The following is a 12,902-nucleotide window of genomic DNA, read 5'->3' as shown; positions in this document are numbered from 1 at the left end:
TTATATCATAACCCACTTTTTAAGATAATGGACAACGCTTTAATGCGTTTCTTAGCTTAAGATCAATGAAAGTTAACATTCACCCCGCCCAGCTAAATGGGGGCAATTTACACGCTATTATCCTGTTTGTATTTGCTGGGGTATGAGAGGCAGTTGCTCATGTCAATATCATTAAACGCCGTTGTTGAGCAACGCGCCCAATAAAAAAGGCCAATGTGAAAACACATTGGCCTTTTTTATCAATGATAACGTTATTTAATCGCTTCTAACTCATGGTCACTTGCAGTTAATAAAGCTTGGCTTGCTTGGCGGGCTTTTTCGCTATTTCCCGCCATAATGGCTTCATAAATTGCACGATGCTCTTCAATACAGGTTGTGCCGCGTTTCGATGCATGATGAAAGTAACTTTTAAACATGGTCGATAATACGTTAGCAAACGGTAAGAAGAAGCTGTTGCCAGTAGAGATAAAGATTAAGCGGTGGAACTCTAAATCCACATCAACCCAGACATCTTGATCAAAGCCTTTGGCGATGCTGTCCATTTTTTGAAACAGTTCAGACAATTGCATACGTTGTTCAACCGATGCAAAACGTGCTGCACTCGCACATGCTTCTGGTTCAATCGCTTTACGTAATGCCAAAAATTCTTCGTATAGGTAAGCGGTTTTTTCCATGTCTATCAGCCAATCAAGTAGCTGAGAATCAAGGTAGTTCCAATACTGCTGTGGACGCACTCGAGTGCCGACTTTCGGCTTAGACTCAAGTAAACCTTTAGAGGTTAATAACTTAATGGCTTCACGCAGCGCAGTACGACTGACACCAAATTGGGTGCATAAGTCCATTTCGCCAGGAATAATCTCCCCTTCTGGCAGCTCACCTAAAATAATACTCCGCGCCATTTCACAGGCAACTTGCACATGTAAGCTTCTTTTTGAACCGCCAATTTGTGTAAACTTCGTACTCATGTTGTGGCTATCCCGTCTATGAATTCCACGTTAATTAATACAAAAGGCCGCGCTGATAGGTCGTTTAATGAGTTGACTTGTAACGCGTGGTGTCACTCTCGCCACAGTATTGAGGCGACGTCACCTAAGTGAATGTTGCGCGTCAAACTAAGCAAGTAAATGGCACTTTCGCTTGTCCTATAAATAGTAAAACTCATCCTTGGTTTTATATTTCAATAATATAAACAATTTAATAAGCGATTTTTTAAGTCACTTACTTTAACGATATCCTATGGCTAAACAGCCTTTTACTCTCATCAAGAATTTTTACATACCATCAAAAGTGGTATTTTCTATGTGGATTGATATTACCTGTTTTTGGCAAATAATAATATTAATGTGTTAACAATTGTGATGCGTAAAGAATAAATAAGGTTCATCCTCTATTGCGCTTTACACTAAACGTGATTGACCTAAAAACCGCCTCAATATCTGATGTAGATGAAAAAATGCCGCTTGCATCCATTAATTAAAAATGGGCAAAGCGGCATTTTGTGTCGGTTTTGGTTTGCAAAGGTAACACAAAGGTGATGTAGCTAGGGACTACCCCCCTTATGAGTCACTCAGTTAAAGGTTAGAAACTGTATTTATAACCTAACTCAACTGCGGTATCGACTTTACCATACCAATCATAACCACCGTTGTTTTCAGCTTTGTGGCTGTTTTTCTCTAGTTTTGATTTGTACTTATACTTAGCATAAAGCGTGTGCTTCTTCGCGTGGGGTAAACGGTAGTTTACTGCGAACTCTTGCTCAATCTTATGCTGTTTATTGTTGTCATAAACATGCTGCTCTTCGCCTGAGCTATTAAGCGCAGATGAATGCTTTTGGAAGTAGATAACGGTATAAACAAAACGGAAGTCATCCCAGCGGTAAGTAAACCAAGAGTCATATCGCATTTCTCTGTTGATATCATCACGGTAGCGATCACCTGTTGACATTCTGTCTAGGTTTTCACTGTAACGCGCACGGAATTTAACGTTAAAGTTGCTATTAAATTTATACCCGTAATAAGCACCAGTACGGATGTTATTAGCCCCTTCTTTGGTTTGGTAATCTAATACCGCCCCTACGCGGTGATCATTATCGGCACCAAAACGGTATTCATAGTCAGTTTTAAAGGTTAACTCATACTGTTTAGGCGCAAAACCACGGTCTAATTCAGTTTCACTGCGGTCATATTCCCAAACTTGTTCAACACCAAACTTGAAACCGTTACGCATACGGTGACCAAATTCAACTTTAGGTCGGGTTGTACGACCGTCGAGTAATTTATGTTCCCATTTTATTGCAATGGTACTTTTACCAGGCTTAAGATAATCTTCATCAGCCTGAGCGTTAAAACTTAGTGCGCCCAAAATCGCAAGTGCTAGATACTTCTTCATAATACTTTCCTAATATTTCGATAATCTAATCGGGTTAATGCGGTTTATTCAGCAGCATCTACTGCGTCAGGGCCCACTTGGTCAGCCGTTAGCATGACAAGTCCAGCTGCGCCTTTACCGTCAACATTACCGCCTGCAGTGGCAAGGAATAGTTTGTTATCTGCCACCGTTTCGGTCAGTTCTGCACTACCATTAGCCATTAGGTCACGTTCACCTTCTACTTCAGGGTAAAACCCTTGCGTATTTAAATCAGTCACTGCAAATACGTTACCAGCCCAAGTTGAAGCGGCATCGAGCTCACAGTCATCACGCATACCTTTGTCGCTTGAGTTAACACCATCAACACCATTGGCCACTAAGTTATTTTCAAACTTAACGACCGAGTCATTAGTACAAGCGCCAGACTTACCAAAGATAAAGCCTTGTTTTGCGCTCACAATGGTGTTGTTAGCAATGGTTGATTCTGCTTTCTCTGTCACGCCAGGATCAATTTCAGCTTCAAGTACTGAAATCGCGCCGACCTCGTTACCGGTTTTAGCGCGACCTGCGTTGTAGATATAGTTATTTGTTACCGTGTGACCTTTAGAGATAATACGAATACCCGCTTCATATTTACCGCTGTCATCACCTAAGCCTTCGTTAATGAAAATGTTGCTATCAGCCGTGTTATTTACACCAGCTTCTAGTGACACAAAGCCGTTACTACGAACAAAGGTGTTATGGTCAATGCTGTTACCACTGGTACGCACATAGATAAGGCGACGAGAGGCATTTACATCAGTGAATAAGTTTTCAGTGATGCTCGCATTGGTTACACGATCTGTGTCCTCATTGCTTTTAATACCGATACGAATACCGAACGCTTCGTTAGTACCGCTAAAGGTGTTACCTACGGCAAAGTTTTGGAAATGATTATGTTTAATTACCACGTCTTTATAAGAGGCACTTGAACCTTGAAGCGTAATAAATGAACCTTTTTCATTTGGCTTATCGGTGAACAAGTTATTGATAATTTGAGTGCCTTCACCACGCACCATCACCCAGTCAGTGATATCGCCTGAGTGACCAGCAGAAGCGAGATTAGTCCCATCAATCGTTAATCCAGAAAGCACAACACCAGCAGGTTTACTTTCAACCGTGCCATATTCAGTCCCCATAGAACTAGAGGTACCGACGTTAATTAACGTGGTAGTTGATGAGTCTTTACATGTTGGGATAACGTCTTTGAAAGTGATGTTATTTAACTGCATATTGTCAGCGGCAATCACCACACAACCGTCGCCGCCATTAATGACCGCTGCATCACCAAATTCACTACCTTCTTCGCCATCATAAGCAGCATCGCCACCAATTAAGACAACAGGCATTTCACTAGCAAGCACTAAGTTACCTAAACCAGTAAAATCAACAGTGTTATCTAACATGATGACAAGTTTACCGTCATCATTTTGGTCAGTTGTCGATTCAATAAATGAACCTAATGTGCTGATATCAGCGGCACCAAATACTGCATCGGGCTTCAAATCTGTTACTGGTGGTGGTGTTTCTCCCCCACCATCACCATCAGAGACATTTGGTTTATCATGGAAATCACAAGCAGATAATGTTGTTACAGCAAATACAGCACTAATAAATAGCGATAATTTATTAAGTTTCATACAACGTCCTTTATCTTTATAGTCTAATAATCAATTATTTAGTAATTGTGTAATTGGCACCGGTCTCGGCCATCGTCAGTACTTTTAAGCCTTTCGCTCCACCATCAAAATCCACGGCTTCTAATAAACCGTTTGGTGCAACCTTTAGCTCTGGCTCAGAAGTGCGAATACCTTGAGTGGGTAACTCAACGCCTGTGGTTGGGCCAAAGTACAATTCGTTTTCATAAGTTGGATTAACGAGCTTCGCAACATCATCATTACCTTTAATAGCTAACGATTTTTTAACTTTTGCATATGACAAGTTGTTTTTGAAACTCACATCAACACCAGCAAATACCGTCGATACCTTTTTGTTGTCATATAGGCTGACACGGTGCATCTTGTCTGAATAAAGGATGTTTTGACGCGAGTTTAAAATGGTGTTGTTTTCAATCGTAACCTTGTAAGGCGTGGCTTGTTTATTTAAGCCTTTGCCTTTCACTTCAGTGCTTAAACGCTCACCGTTTTGCACATCAGTAATCCCCGTATTAATGGCAATGCCACCACGGACATTACCTGTGCCCATAACACGTTCAATGTAGTTATTACGGATAACATGGCCTTCATCGTATAAACGAATGCCGCCTGAACGGTATTTGCTGTTACCTAAAATAACGTTGTTTTCAACAAGGTTATTGGTACCGTGACGCAGTGAAACCATTGATGAGCTGTTCATAATGGTGTTGCCACGTAATATGTTACTACCTGATTTAAATGACACTAATTCAGTTTCACCGTCACACTCATAAAATAAGTTATCTTCAATTAATGTGTGAGATGGGTAGATAGAACTTTTTGAATCACCAACACGAATCGCTTCCCAACTATTTGAGTTGTAACGAATAGCAGAGCTGATATCGAACTCTTCATATTGGTTATGTTTGTGATCATAGAAAAGGTTACCTTTAATGACATGGTTGTCAGCAGTGGTGTCACCTTTTGCTTTTTGAACACCGATTAAGGTGCCGCGCTTATGCTTGCCTTGGAATGTGTTGTTCAATAGTTTGTTGTTTTTACCATATAGCGTTACCCATAAGTATTTTGGGTATTCATCGCGGCGGCTATCTGGTTGATATTTATATTTGTCGTTGAAAAAGAAGAACGTTGAGTTTTGTAGGGTGTTATCGTTACCGCGAAATTGTAATCCGCCCATACGCTCAGCTGGACCACCTTCAGTAAACACCACACCGTCTACAGTAATGTTGTTACCTTCTAATACCATTTGAACTAAACCCGTGAACCATGTTTTACCTGGCACTTTGGCTTTAATCACGACATTGTTTGCTGTAATGCTAAATTTACCTAAATCTGGGTACTTACCAGGTTCAAGCACCAGCACATCTCCATCAGCAAGTGAAGTTAACTTACTTTTTAGTGCTGCACTATCAGCAACTTGAATAGAACCAGATGTGATTACTGCCTTCTCATTTTGCATGATAGACGCAACAGACACTTGGTTGACTTGCGTACCTTTAGCGACTTCAGCGAATTGTTCAGTGGCACACCCACCAAGTAAACCTAAAGTTACCAAACCTGCAATCAAGCTAATCTTCATTAAAATCGCTCCCTTAATTTGTGTTATATTATTGTTTTATTTTTAACGATTTTAATCTGTGACATAGCGCAAACTTTTTTGACAATTATCTGCATCATTTCACTAACATTTAAATTATTGCAAATATAACCATTTAATTCAATAACTTAAAGGTATCGGTAAACTACCGTATAAAATTCACAGTCAAATTTATGAGTCAAGTCACATATAAATACGCAAAATAGCACTTTAACAAACACGTTTGTATTGTATTATTTATTAGACTATTTTGTTGGAACTATGAAATGAAAAAAATAATAACAATCACCTTAGCAATGAGTCTTTCGTTAATACTTTCAGGCTGTGGTGGCAGTGACAGTGGCACTGAAACCGCACCAGAGATACCAAGTACCCCCGACGTGCCTGAAACGCCAGACATACCAACAGGTTACGAATGGAACATCGAACAATGGAAGATTACTCTACCTATAAGTAGGGATGAATATTACGGCCAAGGAGGAGAGTCTGCTGCAGAGTTAATCCCTGCTGACTGTAGTGGTAAAGAATGGTTTTCAAATGAAACTGACCTACCGTACTTTTGGGTTGATGAGCATGACAAACGCATGCACTTTGTGGTTAATCTCGCCGATAAAGGCGCAACCACAACCAATTCAGATTATGTTCGCTCCGAACTACGTGAACTGTATCAATATGAAAATGGTAATAAATGCAGTAGCAGCAATCAAAACTGGGAGATAACAGGTCGTCACTCATTACACGGGCAATTACAAATAGAACAATTCCCCACAATCAGTGGCCAACAACCTAAAGTTATCGTGGGTCAAATACACGGTTATGAAATCAAACAAGCATTAGTAAAATACCAGTGGGAAGGCGAGAACACGCCTGTAAGAGTGATCCTCAATGATAACTTTGCCGACAACAACTCAAGTGATTGCGGCAACTGCCAGTCATTTAGTGTTGAACTTGCCACTGTCGCAGCAAATACACCGTGGAGTTACGATATTGTCGCAGATAAAACCGAGCTAACATTATCGATGACGGTCAATGGTAAAACCACCACCAAAGTATTGCCATGGGGCGTGGCGGTAGAAGCTAAAGATGGTAAAAAGTACACCTTAACCAAAGACTGGCTTAACGAAACATTCTATTTTAAAGCCGGTATTTATCCACAAATACAGCCTAATACCACTTATCAAAACCAAATTTTTGAAGTGTCGTTCGACAAGATCAATATTGAACACAAAAACTAACTCAACAATCACCCGTAAGCCCAACTGACTCACGGGTGTTTTTTACCACTTTCATACCAAGCAGCTTATTTTCATCAATATTTTTTAGGCATAAAAAAACCGCTAACAACACGTTAGCGGTTACAACGTGACCCGAAATGACAAGAGATGACTTAATCAGATTCATCTCCAACTCAAAACAGGCTACTCAAAACAGGTATTTACACGCCAACAAGCAACGCTATCGATAACTCAAACACTAAGTCACCTCACCAAATCAAATCAAACAAGTCATATTAATTGTATTAATTCATGCTTTCGTGAAGTGTGTTGCTTCAATAATAAAGATATTAAACCACCCAACTACCAACGTATAGCCATAAATGTAATACAAATTACAATTTGTGGTTTTACGCAGCGTTCATTTTTTCAAAATGGATCAACATCACAAGAAAACACTAAACCCTTATTTTTTATGTGAAAATAATTTTAAACAGCAAATTAATTAACAGATCACCCAAATAACACTAACAACCAGATCTGGGTCACAGCATATAAATTGCTTAAAACACAACTCAATTGTATTATTTAACATCTAGTACACTTTCACTAAAGGATGGTATTGTGAAAAAGATGACATTACGCCCAATGACCCTGATATTAGGTGCTCTCGCCTTCACGCAGCCCGTTTTAGCCGCCGATTTTGTCTTTTTAAACGAAGATGTTTTACAACATAACCGTACTGTACTGCAGTCAGACGCTGCATCAGTTTCTATGCAGCAAGCTTACCAACGCTTATTAGAAGAAGCTGACATCGCCATGAAAGCGCCGTTATTTAGCGTGACCAACAAAGGAATGACCCCACCAAGTGGCAGCAAAAATGATTATTTGAGCATTAGCCCTTACTGGTGGCCAGACGAAACCCAAGCAGACGGTTTACCGTGGATACGCCATGATGGCAAAACCAATCCCGCCTCTAAAACCAACGAAACCGACTCTCGACGCATTGGTAAATTTACCCGTTCAACCCGTGCGATTGCCTTGGCATATTATTTTAGCCAAGACGAAAAGTACGCCAAGCAAGGTATTGAGCTAATTAGAACTTGGTTCATTAATGACGCCACCAAAATGAACCCGAACGTTAAGTATGGCCAAGGCGTACCTGGCCGTGCTGATGGACGACGCAGTGGTATTATTGATACTCGTACACTAGCCGATCGTCTACTCGATGCAATTGCGATTTTATCGCAGTCAAAACACTGGACAGATAAAGACGAACAACAAATAAAACAGTGGTATAGCGACTATCTAGATTGGATGTTAGAAGCAGACTTAGCTGGCGGCCCTAAAGGCGAAGCCAACGCACTCAATAACCATGGCACTTGGTACGACTACCAAATTGCAGGCATTTCATACTTTTTAGGCAATGAACACCTAACAAAAGTGATGGTGCAAAAGGGCAAAATGCGTATTGACACTCAATTTGCGGCCGATGGTTCACAACCTCACGAAATACAACGCACTCGTGCTTATCACTACCATTACTTTAGCCTTGTTCCTTTAGTGGGGATTGCTCAGTTAGGTGAAAAAGTGAATGTCGACCTTTGGCACTACAAAAATGCCCAAGGCGGTTCATTAGCAGCTGGTATTGGGCTAATGGCTAGCTATAACGACCCACAAAAGCAGTGGCCTTATAGCCAAAAAGATAAACGCCGCAGAGTAGAGCGGATGACAAGTTTGTACTTAAAAGCGGGCAAGTCTTTAAATAAACCACAATGGATAACCCTTGCCAAGCATACCGACTTTAGCCAATTTTCAGTGAAAAAGAACCTCGCTGAAGTGTGGGAACAACGTGCTGTTGAATTACTCCTTAACAAACAATAATCACGATAAATAATACCCAATGTGTTTATTCATTGGGTTCTTCAATCGTCAAGCTTGTCTTGGCTAACTATTTAGTTAAGACAAGCCCTAACGAGGCTTTTATGACATTATTTAAACCAACCACATTCGTTTTAGCTATATTGGGCAGCGTGGGGATCAATGCAACAGCAACAGCGGCAAATTTAGCCGAACAACAAGCACAATATAAAGCACGGCTGACGCAACCGTTAGACCCAAGCAAAGCCCCTTCGCAAAATTTTGATTTATCTAAAATGAAAATCAACTTACCTGTGCCAGACCATAAACCTGCCCGCAAAGGTAAAGTAATGGAAATTGAGATTGAACAGCTTAACGACCCTATTCATCCTTATACCAACCATTTTTGGTTTTACACCAACCCACAAGATGGTGCGATGGTGATGGCGTCACCTAACACCGCACCCACAACCAAAAACAGCAGCAATGCCCGCTCAGAACTAAGAGTAATGTTGCGTAAAGGCACAGCAGAAATGCACCCTCGCCACGCGGCAAACAACTTTGTAATTGCTGCTCACTCAACACCCGAAAAATTTGGGGCAATAGGAGGTGAACTTAGCGCAACATTAGCAGTAGATTGGGTTAGTACCAGTGGTGATGACAGTAAATTCCCTGCTCACTCTGTAGTCGTTGGTCAAATTCATGGCCCAAGTAAAACTGAACCGTTAAAAATTTACTACCGTAAAATGCCTAACCACGAGTACGGTTCATTATTTTGGAACTATGAGATTTACCCGCAAGATATTGACCAGCGTAAGGATATTCCAATTGCCATTTGGGGCGATCCTTCCCTCACTAAAGACAGTGCGGACCCAGTCAATGGTATTAAGTTAGGCGAGTTATTCAGTTATGACGTGACTATTAAAAATAACATTATGACACTGACATTTGTTAAGCACCCTGGTACATCAGCAGCCCAAACCAAAATCTTCAAAACGGATTTAAGCAAACCCTATCCTGGTGAGCCATTAGATCAAGGTTACAAGGATGCTTGGATGTACTTTAAAGCAGGCGCTTATAACCAATGTAACCAAGGCACCAAGCACCCAACCTGGGGCACAGGCTGCTCAAATAACGGCATTGAAGCTGGCGACTACACGCAGGTGAGTTTTTATCAACTCAATTTAAACCAATAACGCCAATTGTGCACAACTTGTTTGGTGTAAACCAAATCCACGCTAAGTAAGATACCAAGGGGAGTCAGTTCCATCCCCTTTTTTTACCGCCCCAAAAATGAACTTTCCCAGTCAACGCCTCATAACCTAAAACAGCAATTGATTAATTTGTTGCTTAACATCATCAACCGTTGGCACCTCAATACCACATACTGTCGCCTCATCAACAGCCTGATGATTAACATCAATGAGCGCTGTCATTTGATTAAGATCTTTTACCGTTTGGCAGCCGTCATACACATCCGCCGCAGTCACGGCCAGCATCACCCCAATACCAACATAAGGCACTGCTTCGCCCATAATGGATGAGGTGTTTCTAACCACACCTTTAACCACCCGCTTTGAGATCCGCCCAGATATCCTTTTCACTTGCACCATATTGTGCTTTTTCAGTTTCAATTGCTTTTTTAACTGCGCATTATTTAATTTAACCTTATTAAACTGGGCAGACTTGCCGTGGCCAAGCAGTGCTTGAGGCGACACATATGACAACGCACCATGCAATGCATCAAACACATTGGCGCTGAGCACCGTTGCCACATTTAACCCCAATGACGCAATCACCGTTATTGCCCACAACATGGTTTTGTACTTCATTGTCTTATCCTTTAATGCATGAATCTAAGCTTAGTTAAACACGGCGAGCCAATCATTTATTTAGCGATCACGATTAAACTGGGTTGAAGTTGATAACCCTTAAATCAATGCATAAATTCACTAAAAATAAAAAAGCCACCTGATTGCTCAAGTGGCTTTTATGATAGCGATTTTTAGTGGTCTGAACCGACTAGCGATTCACAACATCTATCTTAATCGTGGTTTAAGAGTTCGCTTTTGCTTCAGCGGCATCTTCAATTTTGTCATCAACGGCTTTGATAAGTAGCAGACCCACTGACAGTACAATGGCACCACACAACACAAAGATGAAGCGTCCAGACAATTCATTTGGTAAGAAGAACATCGTCATAATTGCGATACCTGCAACAGAGATTAAGGTCCCTAGCATCTTGCGTTGCTTGTTATCGAGTTTCTTCTGTTCATCATCTTCTGACACAAGTGGTGTATCTAAGTTCTCAAAGAACTTATCGACATCTTTTTGGCGCGCTTGTGACAATGGTTTGTAGAACAAGGTCGATAGGCAGAAGAAGCCTGCGGTAAAGATTAAGTGACCAACAAGACCAATTGCAACAACCAGATCAGACCATTCACGTGAAGTCAGTTTTTGAGACAAGCCCAATACAGACTCAACCATTTCTGGTGTCACCATAAAGCCGACGAAGAATGAAACAAAGCCACCAACAATCAATGTACCCCATGCAGCCCAGTCAGGTGTTTTCTTAATAAAGAAGCCACAGAATGCTGGAATCGTCATTGGGAAACCGATCAAGGCCCCCACATACATCATGGTGTCGAATAGGCTTAAACCTTTGAGCGAGTTAATAAATAACGCGACTAAGATAATGGCCACACCAAAGAAAGTTGATGTCAGTTTAGACACCATGACTAACTCTTTTTCGTTCGCTTCAGGGCGAAGAATCGGTTCATAGAAATTTTTAACGAAGATACCTGAGTTCTTATTAAGACCTGAATCCATAGAAGACATTGTTGCAGCAAACATTGCAGCAATTAACAGCCCCACCATACCTGCAGGCATGTATGTTTGTACAAAGTAAAGGTAAGCAAAATCAGCGGCTTTACTACCCGCTTCAGGGTAAGCGGCTGCTAAATCAACACCTTGACCAGCAATAAACCAGCTTGGCATAAACCAAATAACCGGGCCAACGGTCATTAATATACAGGCCAGTAATGCTGCTTTACGTGCATTTTTAGAATCTTTAGCCGCAAGGTAACGGTAAGAGTTAAGCATGTTGTTAGTAATACTGAACTGTTTTAAGAAGATAAATACCCCCCAAACAGCAAAGATACTTAAGTAGTTAAGGTCAGAACCAGCAATAAATGACTCTGTAGGGAAGTTTTCAATAATGTTCGTTACGCCACCGCCATGAATAATGGCTGCAACAGCACAGGTCACGGTCACTGCCATGATCACTAACATTTGTAAGAAGTCCGACGCAATAACCGCCCAAGAACCACCGGTAACGGACATAACCAATACTACTAACCCCGTTAGAATAATGGTGGTTGTCATATCAAAACCGAAGATACCAGAAGCAATAATTGCGAGACCATTTAGCCAGATACCCGCAGTAATGACACTGTTTGGCATACCTGTCCAAGTAAAGACTTGTTCGTTTGCTTTACCAAAGCGCATACGGATGGCTTCGATAACAGTGACGACGCGCAACTGTCTAAACTTAGGCGCGAAGTATAAATAGTTCATTAGGTAACCAAAAGCGTTAGCTAAGAACAAAATGGCAACGGCAAAACCGTCAGTGTATGCTTTACCTGCTGCACCGGTAAATGTCCAAGCGCTAAACTGTGTCATAAACGCAGTTGCCCCTACCATCCACCACAACATATTTCCGCCGCCGCGAAAGTAATCACTGGTATTGGTTGTGAATGATCTAAACATCCAGCCAATACCGACGAGAAATAGAAAGTAAATTCCTACAACAATCGTGTTAAGTTCCATTGTTCTACCTTAATCTTAGATGCTTTAGTGGACTATAATCTATAAGTCGCGGTCAATTGTACTACAATATAGCAAATATGTGATCAAACGCATAACACTAAATCATCTATCCAATATGTGTCGTATTTTTCACTCGTTTGCGCATAAAACCAAAATCCACCCCACATTTAAAACCAAAAAATAAACACCTAAAAACATATACTTACAAACAAACAAATATGGCGAAGGATAAATTACCCTTATCAATATTAACTATAACTAAATGCATGCCAAATATTTGTTCATAACAATAACGTAAATAAAATCCGCTCAATTGTAGTATTTATAAAAACACGTTGATCG

General features: G+C 40.9%; 9 protein-coding genes. 3 read left to right on the top strand and 6 right to left on the bottom strand.

All coding sequences use genetic code 11. From position 1 onward, the window contains the following. Positions 1 to 251 precede the first annotated feature (251 nt). The 4 genes from G3R48_RS13145 to G3R48_RS13130 all read right to left on the bottom strand — a co-directional run bounded on the left by G3R48_RS13145 (position 252) and on the right by G3R48_RS13130 (position 5,640). Complete coding sequence (locus G3R48_RS13145) at positions 252 to 965, bottom strand: FadR/GntR family transcriptional regulator (RefSeq protein WP_153665381.1); 714 nt, start codon at positions 963 to 965, stop codon at positions 252 to 254. 613 nt (positions 966 to 1,578) lie between these two features. After that, on the bottom strand, positions 1,579 to 2,388 hold the full coding sequence (locus G3R48_RS13140) for an oligogalacturonate-specific porin KdgM family protein (protein WP_153665383.1): 810 nt from the start codon (positions 2,386 to 2,388) through the stop codon (positions 1,579 to 1,581). Between the two features lie 44 nt (positions 2,389 to 2,432). Beyond that, complete coding sequence (locus G3R48_RS13135) at positions 2,433 to 4,046, bottom strand: chondroitinase-B domain-containing protein (protein ID WP_153665385.1); 1,614 nt, start codon at positions 4,044 to 4,046, stop codon at positions 2,433 to 2,435. A 34-nt stretch (positions 4,047 to 4,080) separates the two neighbouring features. Next, positions 4,081 to 5,640 (bottom strand): polysaccharide lyase 6 family protein, encoded by a 1,560-nt coding sequence (locus G3R48_RS13130; protein WP_153665387.1) that lies wholly within the window; start codon positions 5,638 to 5,640, stop codon positions 4,081 to 4,083. Between the two features lie 284 nt (positions 5,641 to 5,924). Between G3R48_RS13130 and G3R48_RS13125 the strand changes: the two genes are divergently transcribed. The 3 genes from G3R48_RS13125 to G3R48_RS13115 all read left to right on the top strand — a co-directional run bounded on the left by G3R48_RS13125 (position 5,925) and on the right by G3R48_RS13115 (position 9,928). Beyond that, the gene (locus G3R48_RS13125) at positions 5,925 to 6,893 is read left to right on the top strand and encodes a polysaccharide lyase family 7 protein (RefSeq protein ID WP_153665389.1); all 969 of its coding nucleotides are present in this window, start codon (positions 5,925 to 5,927) and stop codon (positions 6,891 to 6,893) included. Positions 6,894 to 7,505: 612 nt separating this feature from the next. Further along, positions 7,506 to 8,756, top strand: coding sequence for an alginate lyase family protein (locus G3R48_RS13120; RefSeq protein WP_153665559.1), 1,251 nt, complete (start codon positions 7,506 to 7,508; stop codon positions 8,754 to 8,756). A gap of 101 nt (positions 8,757 to 8,857) precedes the next feature. Beyond that, complete coding sequence (locus G3R48_RS13115) at positions 8,858 to 9,928, top strand: polysaccharide lyase family 7 protein (protein ID WP_153665391.1); 1,071 nt, start codon at positions 8,858 to 8,860, stop codon at positions 9,926 to 9,928. A gap of 126 nt (positions 9,929 to 10,054) precedes the next feature. On the opposite strand, the gene G3R48_RS13110 is transcribed toward G3R48_RS13115, so the two are convergent. Together G3R48_RS13110 and G3R48_RS13105 are read right to left on the bottom strand one after the other, a co-directional pair. Beyond that, positions 10,055 to 10,564, bottom strand: a complete 510-nt coding sequence (locus tag G3R48_RS13110; protein ID WP_153665393.1) for a hypothetical protein — start codon at positions 10,562 to 10,564, stop codon at positions 10,055 to 10,057. Between the two features lie 223 nt (positions 10,565 to 10,787). Further along, complete coding sequence (locus G3R48_RS13105; protein WP_153665395.1) at positions 10,788 to 12,560, bottom strand: sodium:solute symporter family transporter; 1,773 nt, start codon at positions 12,558 to 12,560, stop codon at positions 10,788 to 10,790. Between the last annotated feature and the right edge of the window lie 342 nt (positions 12,561 to 12,902).

It is taken from the genome of Shewanella intestini (genome assembly GCF_018221465.1).
Classification (GTDB): Bacteria; Pseudomonadota; Gammaproteobacteria; order Enterobacterales; family Shewanellaceae; genus Shewanella; species Shewanella intestini.
This window is presented reverse-complemented; position numbering and strand designations above follow the sequence as displayed.

Coding starts and splice junctions, on each gene's coding strand:
- G3R48_RS13145 (WP_153665381.1), bottom strand. CDS start 965: ATGAGTACGAAGTTTACACAAATTGGCGGTTCAAAAAGAAGCTTACAT.
- G3R48_RS13140 (WP_153665383.1), bottom strand. CDS start 2,388: ATGAAGAAGTATCTAGCACTTGCGATTTTGGGCGCACTAAGTTTTAAC.
- G3R48_RS13135 (WP_153665385.1), bottom strand. CDS start 4,046: ATGAAACTTAATAAATTATCGCTATTTATTAGTGCTGTATTTGCTGTA.
- G3R48_RS13130 (WP_153665387.1), bottom strand. CDS start 5,640: ATGAAGATTAGCTTGATTGCAGGTTTGGTAACTTTAGGTTTACTTGGT.
- G3R48_RS13125 (WP_153665389.1), top strand. CDS start 5,925: ATGAAAAAAATAATAACAATCACCTTAGCAATGAGTCTTTCGTTAATA.
- G3R48_RS13120 (WP_153665559.1), top strand. CDS start 7,506: ATGACATTACGCCCAATGACCCTGATATTAGGTGCTCTCGCCTTCACG.
- G3R48_RS13115 (WP_153665391.1), top strand. CDS start 8,858: ATGACATTATTTAAACCAACCACATTCGTTTTAGCTATATTGGGCAGC.
- G3R48_RS13110 (WP_153665393.1), bottom strand. CDS start 10,564: ATGAAGTACAAAACCATGTTGTGGGCAATAACGGTGATTGCGTCATTG.
- G3R48_RS13105 (WP_153665395.1), bottom strand. CDS start 12,560: ATGGAACTTAACACGATTGTTGTAGGAATTTACTTTCTATTTCTCGTC.